Origin of the sequence: Marinibacterium sp. SX1 (assembly GCF_050389775.1) — a bacterium.
In the GTDB taxonomy this organism is placed as follows: Bacteria; Pseudomonadota; Alphaproteobacteria; order Rhodobacterales; family Rhodobacteraceae; genus Marinibacterium.
The window spans coordinates 923,044-937,994 of record NZ_CP177144.1 but is presented as its reverse complement, the minus strand read 5'-3'; the positions used below and the strand labels follow the sequence as shown (position 1 = coordinate 937,994).

At 60.5% G+C, this 14,951-nt stretch carries 15 protein-coding genes; 9 read left to right on the top strand and 6 right to left on the bottom strand.

Features of this window, described 5'->3' with window-relative positions; all coding sequences use genetic code 11:
• Positions 1-47: 47 nt before the first annotated feature.
• A complete protein-coding gene (locus ACK3BB_RS04320) occupies positions 48-998 on the bottom strand; it encodes an SDR family oxidoreductase (RefSeq protein ID WP_428927502.1) in 951 nt (316 codons plus the stop codon).
• Positions 999-1,144: 146 nt separating this feature from the next.
• On the opposite strand from ACK3BB_RS04320, the gene ACK3BB_RS04315 reads away from it, so the two are divergent.
• The 4 genes from ACK3BB_RS04315 to ACK3BB_RS04300 all read left to right on the top strand — a co-directional run bounded on the left by ACK3BB_RS04315 (position 1,145) and on the right by ACK3BB_RS04300 (position 5,402).
• Positions 1,145-2,017 carry an AraC family transcriptional regulator gene (locus ACK3BB_RS04315; protein WP_428927501.1) on the top strand — a complete coding sequence of 291 codons (873 nt, stop codon included), beginning with the start codon at positions 1,145-1,147 and terminating at the stop codon, positions 2,015-2,017.
• A 751-nt stretch (positions 2,018-2,768) separates the two neighbouring features.
• A complete protein-coding gene (locus ACK3BB_RS04310; RefSeq protein ID WP_428928681.1) occupies positions 2,769-3,314 on the top strand; it encodes a YaeQ family protein in 546 nt (181 codons plus the stop codon).
• A gap of 391 nt (positions 3,315-3,705) precedes the next feature.
• Positions 3,706-4,389 carry a hypothetical protein gene (locus ACK3BB_RS04305; protein WP_428927500.1) on the top strand — a complete coding sequence of 228 codons (684 nt, stop codon included), beginning with the start codon at positions 3,706-3,708 and terminating at the stop codon, positions 4,387-4,389.
• Complete coding sequence (locus ACK3BB_RS04300; protein ID WP_428927499.1) at positions 4,389-5,402, top strand: hypothetical protein; 1,014 nt, start codon at positions 4,389-4,391, stop codon at positions 5,400-5,402. The genes ACK3BB_RS04305 and ACK3BB_RS04300 overlap by 1 nt, the downstream gene beginning before the upstream one ends.
• Positions 5,403-5,574: 172 nt before the next feature.
• Here ACK3BB_RS04300 and ACK3BB_RS04295 read toward each other — a convergent pair whose 3' ends face one another.
• Positions 5,575-5,952 carry a winged helix-turn-helix transcriptional regulator gene (locus ACK3BB_RS04295; protein ID WP_428927498.1) on the bottom strand — a complete coding sequence of 126 codons (378 nt, stop codon included), beginning with the start codon at positions 5,950-5,952 and terminating at the stop codon, positions 5,575-5,577.
• A gap of 130 nt (positions 5,953-6,082) precedes the next feature.
• Here ACK3BB_RS04295 and ACK3BB_RS04290 point away from each other — a divergent pair, with 130 nt between their 5' ends.
• Both ACK3BB_RS04290 and ACK3BB_RS04285 read left to right on the top strand, forming a co-directional pair.
• A complete protein-coding gene (locus ACK3BB_RS04290) occupies positions 6,083-6,691 on the top strand; it encodes an NAD(P)H-dependent oxidoreductase (RefSeq protein ID WP_428927497.1) in 609 nt (202 codons plus the stop codon).
• Positions 6,678-7,379 (top strand): glutathione S-transferase family protein, encoded by a 702-nt coding sequence (locus ACK3BB_RS04285; RefSeq protein ID WP_428927496.1) that lies wholly within the window; start codon positions 6,678-6,680, stop codon positions 7,377-7,379. The genes ACK3BB_RS04290 and ACK3BB_RS04285 overlap by 14 nt, the downstream gene beginning before the upstream one ends.
• 179 nt (positions 7,380-7,558) lie before the next feature.
• Here ACK3BB_RS04285 and ACK3BB_RS04280 read toward each other — a convergent pair whose 3' ends face one another.
• Positions 7,559-8,425, bottom strand: coding sequence for a LysR family transcriptional regulator (locus tag ACK3BB_RS04280; protein ID WP_428927495.1), 867 nt, complete (start codon positions 8,423-8,425; stop codon positions 7,559-7,561).
• A 123-nt stretch (positions 8,426-8,548) separates the two neighbouring features.
• On the opposite strand from ACK3BB_RS04280, the gene ACK3BB_RS04275 reads away from it, so the two are divergent.
• Positions 8,549-9,367: an SDR family oxidoreductase gene (locus tag ACK3BB_RS04275; protein WP_428927494.1), complete on the top strand. Its 819-nt coding sequence runs from the start codon at positions 8,549-8,551 to the stop codon at positions 9,365-9,367.
• 520 nt (positions 9,368-9,887) lie between these two features.
• Here the strand turns inward: ACK3BB_RS04275 and ACK3BB_RS04270 are convergent.
• Entirely contained in the window at positions 9,888-10,286 is a 399-nt protein-coding gene (locus ACK3BB_RS04270) for a Rid family hydrolase (protein WP_428927493.1), read from the bottom strand.
• A 123-nt stretch (positions 10,287-10,409) separates the two neighbouring features.
• On the opposite strand from ACK3BB_RS04270, the gene ACK3BB_RS04265 reads away from it, so the two are divergent.
• Positions 10,410-11,318 carry a LysR family transcriptional regulator gene (locus tag ACK3BB_RS04265; protein ID WP_428927492.1) on the top strand — a complete coding sequence of 303 codons (909 nt, stop codon included), beginning with the start codon at positions 10,410-10,412 and terminating at the stop codon, positions 11,316-11,318.
• 349 nt (positions 11,319-11,667) lie between these two features.
• On the opposite strand, the gene ACK3BB_RS04260 is transcribed toward ACK3BB_RS04265, so the two are convergent.
• Together ACK3BB_RS04260 and ACK3BB_RS04255 are read right to left on the bottom strand one after the other, a co-directional pair.
• Positions 11,668-12,111, bottom strand: coding sequence for a hypothetical protein (locus tag ACK3BB_RS04260; RefSeq protein WP_428927491.1), 444 nt, complete (start codon positions 12,109-12,111; stop codon positions 11,668-11,670).
• A 110-nt stretch (positions 12,112-12,221) separates the two neighbouring features.
• Complete coding sequence (locus tag ACK3BB_RS04255; protein WP_428927490.1) at positions 12,222-13,409, bottom strand: DUF3500 domain-containing protein; 1,188 nt, start codon at positions 13,407-13,409, stop codon at positions 12,222-12,224.
• 468 nt (positions 13,410-13,877) lie between these two features.
• Between ACK3BB_RS04255 and ACK3BB_RS04250 the strand changes: the two genes are divergently transcribed.
• Complete coding sequence (locus tag ACK3BB_RS04250; protein ID WP_428927489.1) at positions 13,878-14,795, top strand: YHYH protein; 918 nt, start codon at positions 13,878-13,880, stop codon at positions 14,793-14,795.
• The last annotated feature ends 156 nt before the right edge of the window (positions 14,796-14,951 follow it).

Genomic DNA, 14,951 nt, shown 5'->3' with positions numbered 1-14,951 from the left:
CTCTCCGTTCTTGGTGAGACATGGCGTCCCGGTGAGTGCAAGGCGCCTCAAAGTGACCAGGTGAAACCCGTGACCGTCTCGGAAACGTTCCAGAGCTGGGTCATGACCGCCTTGTCATAGGCGTGGGGGTTCAACGTTCCCCTACCGACGGGGCCTACAAATTCCATGCGGCCGGTCGGCCCGTAAAGCGCGCGTTGCTGCAGGCCGTCTTCAGTCGCGCACATCACCTCGGGATAGGCGCCTTTCTCGGCTGACTGTACCATCGGGGTGAGGGTCATGATCTTGAAGATCAGCTTCGACAACGCGCCGCCGCTGGTGTTGATCAGCGAGGTCGCGGATGAACCGGGATGGCAGACAAACACCTCGACCGAGGTTTTCCCTGCTACCGCCAGACGGTCCTGCAATTCGTAGGCGAACATCATCTGCGCAAGTTTCGACTGGCTGTAGGCGGTGTTCGCGCCATAGCCGCTGTCCCAGTTCATGTCGTCAAACTTGATGGTCTTCAGGCCCATGTTGTAGCCAAGGCTGGCCACCACGACGATCCGGCCCGCCGACGCTTCGATGCGGTCGAACAGCAGCCCGGCGAGCAGGAAATGCCCGTAGTGATTGGTGCCAAGCTGGCTTTCGAACCCATCCTTGGTCAGCTGGCGCGTTGGCACCTGCGCGATAGCAGCATTCTGGATCAGCGCGTCGATGCGCGGTACATCCGCCAGAACCCGAGCGGCGGCCTCGCGCACACTGGAGAGATCCGACAAGTCCATGCGGATAAAATCGACCTCCGCCTGCGGTCCGTATTCCGCGCGCAGCGTCTCCACTGCGGCCTTCGACCGCTCGGCGCTGCGGTTAAGCATCACCACTTTCGCGCCCTTGGTCAGCAGAAATCGTGTCGCCTGATACCCGGCACCCGCGTTGCCCCCGGTGATCAGATAGGTCTTGCCGCTGAGATCCCCGAGACGCTCCGGTGTCCAGCCCTTGGGTCCAAATGTCGTGTCGGCCATCGTCTTGTCCTTCAGTTTCTGCTGTGTCAGCGTTGGGGGAGAAATAAATCTCAAAGCCGGTTCAAAACAGCCGAGATACTCTTGAAGACTTGCCTGATTGTATCGATCCTATTGCGCGACCCTATTTTTGAGAGAACGCTGCCCGCATGACGAAGACGACCCTCCGACACACAATCGAAGGCCGCATGCCCGAGGACGGCCTTGTGCAGACGGGGGTCCGCGGTGTGCAGCTGTTCCGCGCAACCGAGGCCGTGCCTTGTATCCCGGCGGTTTATGAGCCTTGTGTGATCGCCATCGTCAGCGGAGCGAAAGAGGCCGTTCTGGACGGGTATCACCATGTCTACGACCACCGCGATTACCTGATCTGCCCCCTGTCCATGCCTGTTGAGGCGGGCACCCCGACGGCCGCGCCGGACAATCCGCTGATGGGCGTCTACATCGCGCTGGACACGCGACTGATGACGGAGCTGACGATGGAGATGGGGCATGCGACAGCGGCAGGATCGGTGGCCGAGGCTCGAGGCATCCGTCTCTCTCCATGGGATGACGGGTTTGCCGAGGCGCTCTTGCGACTGGTTCAGCTGGAGGACTCGACAGACCTGGCCATTTTGGGAGAAGCCCGCCTGCGCGAGTTGCATTATGCGATCCTGAAGGGCGACGCCGGGGCCTTTGCCCGGCAGGCCTTTGCGCCAGGCAATGGCATCGCGCGGGCCATTTGGCATCTGACCAACCATTTGCACGATGCTGTCTCGATCGACGACATGGCCACCCGTGCGGGCATGAGCCGCGCCGTTTTTCACCGTCGCTTCAAGGAGGCAACCACCATGTCCCCGATTCAGTTCGCCAAGGCGATGCGGCTGAACCACGCAGCGATGAAGATCTCTGCCGGGATGACGGTCTCAGAGGCGGCGATGGATGTGGGCTATGTCAGCCCATCGCAATTCAGCAGGGAATTCAAGCGCATGTACGGCACTTCTCCTCGCCAGTGGAGCGCGGCCTACCAGCCGGGACGCGCCTGAATCCCGGACACTTCGGCGTGACCCGGCGCGCAGCCAAAAGAAAACGCCCATGCCCCGCCTCACCAGAGTTTATGCCCGCAGGTGATTGCGCGAACCCTTGTGACCGAAGCGGCGGATTCGAGGCTTGTACGATGCACACCTCCGGTGTCGTCAGCCCCGCCAAGGTGTCAGCCGAGACCTTATATCTGCATTTCGAAGAATCGCTGCGGAAGGTTTGCTGGAGACCAGCCTGTCATCTTCAAACCTTCCAGCTGCGTCACTCCCGCGTCAAAAAAACTTTGGTCGTTTCGAAGCCGCTCGATATGTCGAACCACCGAGCCTGAAGCAAGCTCCCTACATGAGTGAGCGCATCGCTTGTCTCGTATTGCGGCCGTTCATGATGTCCGTAGCGAACGGCCGGTTCCCGCCCGTCTGTATGGATCACGTAAGGCTCAGCGAGATGATCCTTACGGAAAGTCCGCTTCGGTTTTGAGGCGACGGCGTGCTCGTACGCGCGGCGAACTGCAATTTCCTGCCCTTGATGCCAGTGCGTGACGTCATGCTGCGCCGCGCGCGAGGGGCGGCTCTGGGCTGATCCTTTCCTTTCACCTGCATCAGAGCGATGAGTAACCCCGCCCGCGTAGATGTCACCTACCCCGCCTTGCTGCGCCGGACTGATGATGACGTCTGTAGCCTGGAGGAAGCGGTGTCCGCTTCCCAAGGTGCTCCGCACGCGGTAGGCAGCGCGGTCCCTGGAAGAGTTGAGAAGCAAATGGCGCAGAATGCCACCATCTATAAAGTCGAATTGTCGGTCTCGGACATGGATCGTCACTACTACGAGACGCACAAGCTGACCGTGGCCAAGCACCCCTCGGAAACCGACGAGCGTTTGATGCTTCGTATCGCTGCCTTCGCTCTTAACGCTCATGAGCACCTGGAAATGACCAAGGGTCTGTCGACGGATGACGAGCCCGATCTCTGGCAAAAGAGTCTGAGCGGCGAGATCGAAGCCTGGGTTGCGCTCGGGCTTCCGAGCGAGAAGGTCCTGCGGCAGTCCTGCAGTAAGGCTGGGAAGGTGATCGTCTATCCTTATGGAGGACGCGCGGCTGACCTTTGGTGGGAGAAGATCAAGGGTGGAGTCACCCGCTTCTCGAACCTGACGATCGTCAATTTTCCGGCGGAGGATACAGCCGCACTGGAAAAGCTGGCTAAGCGCGCGATGAAGCTCCAAATCAATATCCAGGATGGAGAGATCATGATCGGGACGGAGGGCAGCGCGATCTACGTGACGCCCGAAACGTGGTTGGCTGCAGTGTAGATCTCGTTGGCTCTCTCCCAGCCCCATGGTCGCCTGTCGAGCCACGCCCCGCATACCACTGCACCCACACATGGCGGCCTTTCCCCCCCGCGAAACATGTTGCTCTCGGGCGGCACGAAGGGCGGGAAGCGGGCTTTCGCTGCGCCGGACGCCAATGTCCGGAGTGGGCTAGCGACGTCCATCCCAAGCCCAAACCGGAAAGCGGCCTTGCCGAGTTGAATTTTCCTTTCCCATCATCTTGGGAACCATTCCCCATTCCGACCGCCATAGCACCCGATAGTGCGGGGAATTTTTCTTAGAAGAGCTAGTTGGCGATTGACTTCCAATGCAGTATGCAAATGTGCTGGTGGCCACGCGATGTGGTCTCCACACAGCTAGAATGACAGTGTCCGTGACAACAAAAACTGACCCCTCATCCACTCTCGATCCGATTGTCGAACTTGAAGTGATCCGATGGAAGCAGGCGCGCTTTGAACGGGTTACCGAATACGTTGAAGACGCTCTTCCCGACCTCATGGCGGACATTGAAAACGCCATTACCTCGATGTCCTCGTTCGCTGCGAGCAAGGCGCAGATTTCACCCGAGTCGCTTTGGAAGGAACTCTTCGGACCTTGGGCACAGAAAGTTGCTCATCGTGTCGAGGCGGATCTCGAAGGAGAAATCGATGCGCTCGCCGCATCGCTGTCCGAGAAAGGCACCAGTCAAGCTGCTTTGCGAGCTGCGCTACCCGCGCTCGCCAGGGTCAGTGTTCTCGGCGCTTCTCTTGCCGCTATTCCCTCTGTGATCTCGTTCGCGACGGTGACGACAACTTCCTTTTTCTTATTAAGCAGCCCCACGCTTTCTTTACCTCTCTTCGCAGTCGGAGGAGCCGGCCTCGCGGTGGCCACCCTTACCGGCAGCAAAGTGGTCGACCGGCTCAGCAACCGAAATCGCGCCTATCTAACGACCCGCCTGCAAAGCCGCGCCCGCACTGCCGCATTGGGCTACGGGCTTGCCTCGGGCGCGCGTTGTCTCGTGACCGATCTGCAAGCGTTTACACTGCGCAGCCTCGAAACAAAGATCGAAACGGCCTGATGCCTCTCCTCTACGCCATCCCTCCCGGCCTCGAAGCACTCGTTTCCTCTGGTCAGGCTCAATTGGTTGGCGCGATCATAAAAGATGTCTCGTCAGGCCAGATTTTAGGACATGTACAGCAGACACAGGGCTTCGTCTCAGCTTTGATTCAAGCTGGCGGAGCCGCCGCACAATCCGGGTTTTCGCCTCTGGGCGTCGTCGGAATTGTGCAAAACGAACAGATCAAATCCTCCCTCAACAAATTGCAGGAAGGCATGGCACTTCTGGAAAACCTGCAATTCGCCAACATGGCTCTCACCGGGATCGGGATTGGCGTGTCAGTTGCCGGCTTCGCGATCATCAATATGAGATTGAACGCCATCGAGAACCATCTGGGAACTCTGCGGGAGGAAGTTCGCGAGATTGGCAAGTTGATACAGGAGGCCGAACTCCGTCGTCTCTTCAGCGAAATTCGCGCAGCGCTCAAGGACCTTGATAGTGCAGCTACGAGAACCGATCATCGCGGCCTTGCAACCACTTTGCAAAGAGAACTTTCCACTCATGTGAGCACACTTTCTGACTTACTGCGGGAGGCAATGAACCCAGGTGAGGCGACCTCCCTTCCAAGAGCGCGATTGGATTTGATCTGGACCCTGAGCTCTGCAAAATGGCTCTGCGAAGAGGCCGAGCTTCGAACGCTCTTCATTTCAGAGGATTTGGGCCATGCGAGCGATTATGCAGCATACTACTTGGACGACAACCTCAGGTGCCTAAATCAACTGAACCCGGATTCGCTGGCTCGTTTGGTAGCCGCATCAGAAAAGGATTTGACCGCCTCGATCTCCCTGCGCCGGGACGCGGCTGGACGCCTAGCCCGGATCGCTGAAGGGTTTGCCTGCGCAGTGAACAACCTTGGTCAGCAGCAGTCGTTAGCACGGGCTCTCGTCGACGGCCAAGTTAGCGGCCGTGCTTTCATTCAGGCTGCCTCAGCGGAAACAAAAAGCCCGTTCATCCTCGTCACACCCGAGCGGTAACCCTCGATCTCGTCGCTTTTGCCTGCAATCTCGAAGCGCTGACAATGGCCTTCTGGACTGTGTGAAGGCCCGTAGGGATGGCGTTATGCTCCTAGTCCGAATTGATGTCGAAGCAGCCATCCGGTGAACGATGCCTAAATGGCAAGTCTGGGCCGGTCGCGCTCTCGACAGGCTATCGCGTTTCAGCGGTCAAACTCTTCGGCAGGCCCTCACTCCACTTGCGCAGTTCATCCAGGAAACCCAGGGCAGTGCGCCCGAAATCAGTAATTTCGTAGACGACGGTGATCGGGGCGGTGTCGCAGACTTCACGCCTGACCAGCCCCTGGTCTTCGAGTTGCCGCAAGCGTTCCGTGATCATCTTCTTCGACGCGCCGCCGATCATCCGGGCGAGGTCGTTGAACCGCACCGGCCCATCCTTGACGTGCCAGAGTATGGAGCCAGTCCATTTCCCTCCGATGATCCGCATCCCACGCTCGATGGCGCAGGGTTCGGTGCAGGCATTGGCCGCGCTCCGTCGGCCGGCACCGTCTACTTCGATCTTTGCATCCATCGTTTTAAGCTCCGCTGGTCCGCGCTGGATTAGGTTACCAAAAGTATACTGGTTGTTTTTACTTCCCACCACAGTCATCTCATCCCGGACCCCGCCGAAGTCAAGCGGGCGGAGCAACGGAAGAGACGATATGAGCAAGATCCACATCCTGAACGGCGCGCAGCCTTATGAATTTGCCCCCGGTAAACTCAACAAAACGCTCGCGGAGCGCGCCAAGGCGACATTTGAGGCGCAGGGTCACGAGGTTCGCCTGACCACGGTCGCGGCCGGATACGACGTGCAGGCCGAGGTGGACAGCCACCTCTGGGCGGATGTGGTCCTTCTGCAATTCCCGGTAAACTGGATGGGCGTGCCGTGGTCGTTCAAGAAGTACATGGACGAGGTCTACACGGTCGGCATGGGCGGGCAGCTCAGCAACGGTGACGGCCGCAGCTCCGTGGCTCCGAAAGCGAATTACGGCATGGGCGGCAAGCTGGTAGGCACACGTTACATGATCTCGGCCACGCTGAACGCCCCGTCTGAGGCCTTCGATGACCCGGCAGAGCCGTTCTTCGAGGGCATGTCGCTGGATGATCTCCTCCGCCCCGTCCATCTGAACGCCAGGTTCTTCGGCATGACGCCGCTGCCGACCGTCGGGGCCTTCGACGTGATGAAGAACCCCGACGTGGCCTCCGACCTCGCCCGGTTCGACGCCCATCTCGCAATGACCTTCGGGGAGCTCAGCAATGACGCGGCCTGATATCGTTCTCTACACCGCCAACACCATGAACGGCTGGAAGCCCCTGATCTTCCTGCACGAAGCGCAGATCGACTACGAACTGGTGCCGATTGATTTCGGCAAAAAGGAGCAGAAGGCGCCCGATTACCTGCTCCTGAATCCAAACGGGCGCATTCCGACCATCGTGGATCGCGGCGCGGGTGACTTCGCGGTTTTCGAGAGCGGCGCGATCCTGTGGTATCTTGCCGAGAAATACGATCGGCTCCTCAGCCACGACCCCAAGGAGCGCTCGGAGACGCTGCAATGGCTGATGTTCCAGATGGGCGGGATCGGCCCGATGATGGGCCAGGCGATGTTCTTCCAGCGGATCGCCAAGCCGAATGGTGACGAGGTGCCCTACGCTATTGATCGCTACGTGACCGAAAGCCGCCGCCTGCTGGAGGTGCTGGATACGCGGCTCGCAGGGCGCGAGTGGCTGGTAGGTGATACGATGTCCATCGCCGATATTGCGACCTACCCTTGGGCGCGCAGCTACTTCTGGGCCACGGTGCGCGTCGACGGATTGCCGAACCTGCAAGCGTGGTTCGACCGCATCGACGCCATGCCGCGGGTTCAAGAGGCTCTGCAACTGCCGGAGCCGCGACCGTCGGCGTTCGGTCAGGGCGACACGGATGCCGCGGCTGCAGAGAACGCAGCCAGGTTCCGCTGAACACCTGACGCGCTGTCTCTGGGGTTGGTCCGGACAGCGCGTCATATTCTCCTGAAAACTCTAGGCTCGGGCAATGTCCGCTTGCAGGTGCTGCGATGCGACAGCCGAGCTGAGTTTGAAGGGCCGGCGAGGGCCGGAGTGAGCCGTAAAGCTCCTTGTACCCAAAACACTGGTGATGCTCAGATCTCCTGCCGCAAGAGGTCGATGAAAAGCCTCACCGCCGGGGGCGGATGGCGTCGGTTCGAGTAGTAGGCGTGATAGCCTGCGAACCGTGGAGACCAGTTTCGGAGAACCTCGACAAGCCGCCCGTCCCGCAAGAACGGAGCGGCCAGTTCCTCCAGCACATAGGCCAGTCCAATCCCCGCACAGGCCGCCGCAACCAACGCGTTACCGTCGTTGACGACGACCGAGGATGTGACCTTCACCGTCTCAGTGCGGCCGTCCCTTTCGAAGGACCAAGGCGACAGGATACCGCCCGCGGTCCGGAACCCGATGCAGCGATGCCGTGAGAGATCGCGCGGGGAATCCAGGGCTGTGCAGGCATCAAGATACCCCGGCGCGCCGACAACGACCGAGCGCAGGGGGGGCCCGACGGGGACAGAAACCATGTCGAGTTGCAGGTTGTCGCGCATCCGTATCCCGACATCGAACCGCTCTGCGACGATATCTACGTATCTGTCCTCGACACTCAGCTCGCCCTCGATGTCGGGATGCGCGGCCAGCAATCTGGAGAAGGCCGGCCAAACAAGTGTATCCGCGGCGTGTTTGCCGCAGGTCACCCTGAGCTGCCCGCCCGGCTCTTCGCGCAGCCGTTCGAGATCGGCGAGCTTCGCGTCAAGCTCAGCGACATTGGGCGCAAGGGTGGCCAGCAGCTGCTCGCCCGCTGATGTCGGTGCCAGGCTGCGCGTTGAGCGTGACAACAACCTGATGCCAAGGTCCGCCTCAAGCCGCTTCACTGTCTGGCTGACGGCAGACTGGGTCACCCCGAGGCTCTGCGCCGCCGCAGTGAAGCTTCGCGTCTCCGCGACGCGGCTGAAAGTGATCAAGTCTGAGAATCTGCGCGGGTCCATTCATTAGACAAGCTACTGATCGCGACAATTTTCAAGGGTCTAATCGTCAAACAAAAAGACCACTTAATATGAGAGGCGACCAATGAAAGGACTGACAGGATGACTGACAAAGTGTGGTTCATCACCGGCGCCGCCAAGGGGCTGGGGTATCTCATAGCGCGGGACGCATTGCGCGCGGGCGACAAGGTTGCGGCTACCAGCCGGGCCGTCGACGGGCTGGCCGAGCGCCTCGCCGCGCCCGAAGACAGGCTACTCGCCCTGCCCCTTGACGTGACAGACGCTGCCGCTGTGGCAGAGGCCCATGACTCGGTCGTCAAGGTCTTTGGACAAATCGACGTGCTGGTCAACAATGCCGGTCGCGCGCAGCTTGGTTTTTTCGAGACGATCCGCGACGACGATGTGCGCCGACAGTTCGAGATTAACGTCTTCGGGGCGATGAACGTGGCCCGTGCCGTTCTGCCGACGATGCGCCGCCAGCGGTCGGGTCTGGTGGTGACAATCTCGTCAGTGAACGGCTTGGTCTCCAACCCCGGCGGATCTATCTACTCCGCCTCCAAGTTTGCCCTTGAGGGCTGGATGGAGGGCCTTGCCGAAGAGATCGCGCCGCTCGGCATTCGATCCCTGATTGTCGATCCGGGCATGATGCGCACGAACTTCCTCGATCCCTCCACCGCGCGTCAGGGCGACCTCGAGATCGATGATTACGCCGAGGCGGTTACCGCGTTCCGGGGCTTCATTTCGCAGGCGAACGGCGCGCAGGACAACGACCCCGAAGAGCTGGCCGCGCTGATCGTCAACGAAGCATCGTCCGACGCGCCCGACCGGCGGTTGCTGTTCGGCGCGGACGCTCATGAGTGGGCCGGTGCGAAATGCCGCCAACTGGCCAGTGAAATCGACGCATCTAACGCACGTACCTGATCTGAGGTCAGCGCGGCTTTGTCCGCATCAACGACATTCGTCTTCCGAAAATGTTGCGCGATGGACGAATGACGGGTCTGGTGAAGCTTCACCACAGCGGTCGGCCAGAGACTGAACGGCGGTTTTGGGCCGAGATTTTCAGCGCGTTCGGTCGGCACTTGCAGCATGCTGCACATACGGCAACCGGTAGTCTGAGCTAGAACCGGTCAGACGGCGGCGCGGCAGGTGTATCGGGCAGATGAAGCAGGTCCGCGGAACCCTGACGGCCCTTTGCGGCCATTTGCCGGAAGAGGCAACGCCGCAGCGCAGCTTCCCCGAACCGGCCGTTCGTGACACGGCGCAGCGACACACGATAACAGAAGGTCCGCAGTGCAGACATCCCAGGCATCGGAGACACAATGTCCGATCGGCGGCGTGCTTTCTCATTGCCTCCTGACAAGCACGGGGAGGTCGAGACGCGGGCCTGCTCGAACGCATTTTGCGGAACAAGCGCCCCCCGCGTGGCGTCGCTGACATCGCATCAGTCGCGCAGCAGGACCTGCAATTCCATCTCGACCAGCAGACCCGGGCCAGCCAGTGCGGCCACGCCAACCCCCGTCAGCGACGGCGTGGCGCCTTTGCAAAAGGCGTTGATCTGCGCGACGCAGATGCCCAGCCGGGCCTCGTCCAGGTCGACCACGTAGGCCCGTGCCAAGACGATGTCGTCGGTGGTGGCATCCAGCGCGTCAAGCGCGGCGCTTGCCTTGCGCATCACGTCTGCGACCTGCGCCTCGAAGCCCTTTGCCACAGCCTCCGCACCGGCCACCTGGCCAGAGACGAAGGCCATGCGCCCCGGCTGCACGATGGAAATCTGCGCGTATCCGATGGCGCTGGTGTCAGGAAGGGAGGTCGGGTTGAGGCGGGTGATCCTGTCAGCCATCTGATGTCCTTTGTGCCGGGGCGGCGGGGGCGCTGCGCCCTCGCGTTACGGCAGGGAGATACGTTGCTTTCATTCGCGCCAGAAGTCCGTCATTTTTCTGGGGTCAATGAAATGGAGTCATGAATGGCGCGTGACCGCCTCGATACCCTTGCCGCGTTGCGCGTGGTGGCCGAGCATGGCAGCTTCACCCGCGCGGCGGCCGAGCTGGGCGTCACGCAATCGGCGCTGAGCCATGCCATCCGGCGGCTGGAGGAGGATATCGGCCAGCGGCTGTTGTCGCGCACCACGCGCTCGGTCGCGCCGACGATCGTGGGAGAGGCCCTGTTGACTCGGCTCGGCCCTGCGCTCGACGAAATCACCGCGGCGCTGTCGCAGGTGGCCGCCGCGGCGGATCAGCCCTCTGGGCTGCTGCGCCTGACGATGGGGCGCGACGCCGCTGATCTGCTGGTCCTGCCGATGCTCCCGGCCTTCCGGGCCGCGCACCCTGGGATCCAAATCGAGATCGCCGCAACCGATGCGCTGGAAGACCTGGTGCAGGGCCGGTTCGATGCCGGTATCCGCATGGGGGACAGTTTGGAGCAGGACATGATCGCCCAACGCCTAACCGAGGAGACCCGGCCGGTGGTCGTCGCGGCGCCCGATTATCTTGACCGGGCCGGGCGGCCTGTCCGGCCGGAGGATCTGGCGGGGCATCCTTGCCTCGGCTACCGGATGCATTCGGCGGGCCGCGTGATGCCCTGGCGGTTCGTCGGGCCGACGGGTGAGGTGATGTTCCGGGATGCCACCACGATGGTGTTCAACGACGGAGCGTTGCTGCGGCAGGCCGCGATCCGGGGTCTGGGACTGACTTGCTTATGGCACCACATGGTCGCGGAGGACATCGAGGCGGGCCGGCTGGAAAGCGTGCTGGACGACCACATCGGACCCTTGCCGGGGTTCTATCTCTATTACCCGTCGCGCGAGGTGTCGCCGGCAATGTCCCTCTTCGCCGAGGCGCTGGTCGCCTGGTGCCGCAGCCAGTACACGCCTTGACCGCAGGCAACAGATAGAGTCTGCGCCCAATTTCAGTCAGCCACCTTCCAGCGGAAGAAATGCTGCGAGCATGCACAGCGATAATTTAACACTTCGGTAGTGGGCTCGTGGCGGATCTGCGGCGCTGCAACGGGGCTGGCACGTGGCACACAGCAGCGGACTTCACTCACGGCCCTTTGCGGACGTTCGCTGTGTTGTGCGCCGGCGTCTACTGCGCAGAACCGTGCAGACATCCGCGGCACCACACACCAAAGACCGGTTGGCGGTCTAAACACGCACGGCCTAGTTTAGGCTCGGCCTTGCTTCATGTGCGACGACAATGCAGCCGGATCAACTGGCGGGACGTAGCTCACTGCCGCCCGACCGCGCGCAGGTCGAGAAGGACGCCATTGGCTGCGTCAAAGTACCCGAACTCTGAAATCAGACGTAAATCTCCATTCGGTTCAATCCATTGCACAGTGGCGCGGTGATTTCGCACCTCATGCATCACAGCGTCGTAGGACAGCTCAAGAGGTGTTGAGTCCTTTTCGGCACCCATCATTTCCCACTGGCTGACGAGCAAAGTAAACTGGCCAAGATGATCAAGGTGGGCGGGTTGCAGTCGCACATCGGTCATATTCAGGTCTAACGAGACACCATTTTCTGAGACTGAAAGATGGCGGCTGAGATAGCGCGTCAGCTCATCCGTTAACTCCTCAGAGACGGATTGGCCTGCCTCCACGTCCTCCAATGCTACGAATTCGGGCGCCGCGATGATTAGGTCTTCCACCGGAAACTGGAGCGTCAGTTGCAAGAGCCCCCCCTGAAGGCGCAGTGAAAGAACACTCCCCGGCAAGGCGTGCGCCAGAGCGCCCCCAGCGAGGCAGACCATAGCCGCGAATGCGAACATGCTTGCACGCCAGCTCACTCTGTCTGCCCGCCGTAATCGTCCATCAGGTCACGCCAGACCGAATGAGGGTGGTTGCCGACCTTCTCAGTGGATTTATTCGATTGCAGCGAGAATTCGATCCAGAGAGACGGCCCGTGAACCCGGACGTAATCGTTTTCCGCGCTCAGTTGCGGCGTGCCCGAGTAGCCGAGGTAAGTCTCGGGAAGCTCAGCGGAGTATTTTGCCATATAGGCCATGGCATCGGCTTCGGATATATCGCCAACGTAAGTTTTGATCGCAGCCAGAAGCAGCTTGGTCTGGTCCGCGTCCAATTCGGCAACAGGCAAGCCTTCGAATTTGTCTGGAAGCGCGTCATCGGCCTGCGGTCCTGCAAGGATGTCACGGTAAGTTCCTTCCAGCAGCGCTTCGGTGCGTTGATCCTCCGTCAATGCGCTGAGCAGCGTGGCAAAGGCATCCCGTTCCTGCGTCAGAGGTTGGTTCACCCGGCCATTCATCTCGAAATAAGGAAAAGGCTCTATCCCCCGGAAGGACGGTGTGGCGCCCGCCAGATCTCCGTCGACATAGGTGTTGGAGAACGCCATATGGTGGCCGCCGTAGTATAGCTGCCAGACGCCGGTTGGTCCGGGTACGCCCAAAAAGGCAAACTTGGTGTTGAAGGAGGAATACCCGGCCTTGTAGTCGGTGCTAACGGTGCTGATGTAATCGTCGGCGTTAAGGGTCTGGACCAGTTCGTCCCAGCCTTCTTCACTTTCGCCACTTGTGGCTTCCATCATGATCGCTTTGACTAGCCCGCGCTGCTTGGCGTTCAACTCGCCCAGCAGGACGCCCGGCCGCTTCGGAAAGGCTCCTGCAGGAAGGTTGCTCCAGTTTTCTGCCTCGATGCGGGAATAGTCCAGTTGCAGGCGTTCGAGGATATCCACGGACACGTCGGCCTTCAGAAGTTCAATCAAGCACAGCATCCGCCCGATTCCCGGAGCGTCTCCGCACTCGGCGGCGCTGTCGGGGATCGGCAAGCTTTCCATGAGGGTGCTAGTGTCACCCATGCGCGCTTGAAGTGCATTACTAAGCTCCTGATCTTCAACGGACATTGGCGGCGGGCCGCCATCGTCGGGCGGCGGCCCATTGTGAACTTGCGCAAAGGCCGATGAGACCAGCAGTACGGCTACAGCAGCAGTTCCAGCGATTTCAACACGACGAGACATGGGCCATCCACTTCCGAGATCACGATAGTCAGGCCAGAGCATCGGTGAAGCCAAGGCGAAAGGCAAACTGGTGACAGGGCATCGACAAAGGACACCTCGGACCTGTTCGGCCTGCCAGGATCGGCGAAGATCACCGAGCAAGCTCGGGTCACGCCGGATAGGGTGCCACAGTTGCCGAAAAATGCACATCCGGCGGCCAGACAGATCGCCAAACCTAACCGTCGCGAGCCCCAACTCTACCGCTCTTACTTGGAAGTGAGCGCCCTGGGGCTTGCTTGTAAATCAACCGTGGCTTCGGGAAGACCGTTCTCTTTAGACACGTCCGACGGAAGCCTCGTCGTGAAGCGTAGAAGCATTGGTCTGCAAGGTTGCGCTTACGATGATCACGAAATGTCCATACCCTGAACGGAGGCCTCCTGCATGGGTGCTGCGCGAAACGCGATAATCCATCTGAATAACATGCGGTTCATGATCTGGGCCCAGGTATCCGCGATCGGAGTGTTGGCGTTGATCCTGGCAGAGGCTGCACCAGCGGTCGCTCATGAGGACATTACCGATACTCTGCTGACAGATCGATTTGCCAACTGCGCGGCCTATGCTGATACTTACTCTGCTGAGGCGACTGACATCCAGAACCGGCGCCAGTTCAGCGCGGAGCTCTCAATTTCGACCGATGGTGACAGTTGCACGATTCGGTCCAACGCGGTGCCCAATCACGACTTCAACACCACCGGCCACTTCGTCACCCCGCTGGCCGAACAAGTTCAAGTCTACTCGGTCCCCGCAAACCCCGTCGCCGCAAGTCGGCCGACGGCGCTGAGCCTGCAGTATGACAACGCCGTCTTCCTAAACGGGGTAAAGCTAGACCTGATGGCAGCAGGGTGCTTCGGCGTACGCGATGGCCGCATTGGCTGCACCGACATGTCGGCGCCTTATCGCTACGATCCGCTAGCTTCGAACGCCGGATTTGGAGCCGACGAACATAATGCCCATACCCAACCCGACGGCACATATCACTACCATGGAAACCCGATGGCCTTGTTCGATCAGGACAACCCTGCGGCGCCGTCACCAGTGATCGGCTTTGCGGCGGATGGATTTCCGATCTTCGGCAGTTACATCGAGGACAATGGCACGATCCGCCCTGCGCGCAGCAGCTACCGGTTGCGGACCGGTAACCGGCCAAGTGGCCCCGGTGACCCCGGTGGCCCCTATGATGGGACCTTCGTAGACGACTGGGAATATGTTGTGGGATACGGTGATCTCGATCAGTGTAACGGGATGGTCCAGAACGGGGTCTATGGCTACGTAATTACTGAGACCTATCCACATGTCATGGCGTGTTACACTGGCACCCCGGATCCGTCCTTCCGCAAGCGGCGCTAACTCCAATATCAGGTGGTTACTCTGACTAGAGGCGGTAGCGTGTCCGCCCCGTCTCAAGCCTCTAGCTCTTCCGTTCGGTGCTGCAATCCGCCGACCTTTCCGCCCACCTTGTAGACAACCCGGGTTCAGCGATGCGATCCTGGCGGAGCGTCCGTT

Excerpts from the sequence above, each read along its gene's own strand:
- ACK3BB_RS04295 (WP_428927498.1), bottom strand. The coding sequence starts at position 5,952 with ATGGATGCAAAGATCGAAGTAGACGGTGCCGGCCGACGGAGCGCGGCC.
- ACK3BB_RS04265 (WP_428927492.1), top strand. The coding sequence starts at position 10,410 with ATGGCGCGTGACCGCCTCGATACCCTTGCCGCGTTGCGCGTGGTGGCC.
- ACK3BB_RS04320 (WP_428927502.1), bottom strand. The coding sequence starts at position 998 with ATGGCCGACACGACATTTGGACCCAAGGGCTGGACACCGGAGCGTCTC.
- ACK3BB_RS04255 (WP_428927490.1), bottom strand. The coding sequence starts at position 13,409 with ATGTCTCGTCGTGTTGAAATCGCTGGAACTGCTGCTGTAGCCGTACTG.
- ACK3BB_RS04285 (WP_428927496.1), top strand. The coding sequence starts at position 6,678 with ATGACGCGGCCTGATATCGTTCTCTACACCGCCAACACCATGAACGGC.
- ACK3BB_RS04290 (WP_428927497.1), top strand. The coding sequence starts at position 6,083 with ATGAGCAAGATCCACATCCTGAACGGCGCGCAGCCTTATGAATTTGCC.
- ACK3BB_RS04275 (WP_428927494.1), top strand. The coding sequence starts at position 8,549 with ATGACTGACAAAGTGTGGTTCATCACCGGCGCCGCCAAGGGGCTGGGG.
- ACK3BB_RS04300 (WP_428927499.1), top strand. The coding sequence starts at position 4,389 with ATGCCTCTCCTCTACGCCATCCCTCCCGGCCTCGAAGCACTCGTTTCC.
- ACK3BB_RS04315 (WP_428927501.1), top strand. The coding sequence starts at position 1,145 with ATGACGAAGACGACCCTCCGACACACAATCGAAGGCCGCATGCCCGAG.
- ACK3BB_RS04250 (WP_428927489.1), top strand. The coding sequence starts at position 13,878 with ATGATCTGGGCCCAGGTATCCGCGATCGGAGTGTTGGCGTTGATCCTG.
- ACK3BB_RS04270 (WP_428927493.1), bottom strand. The coding sequence starts at position 10,286 with ATGGCTGACAGGATCACCCGCCTCAACCCGACCTCCCTTCCTGACACC.
- ACK3BB_RS04310 (WP_428928681.1), top strand. The coding sequence starts at position 2,769 with ATGGCGCAGAATGCCACCATCTATAAAGTCGAATTGTCGGTCTCGGAC.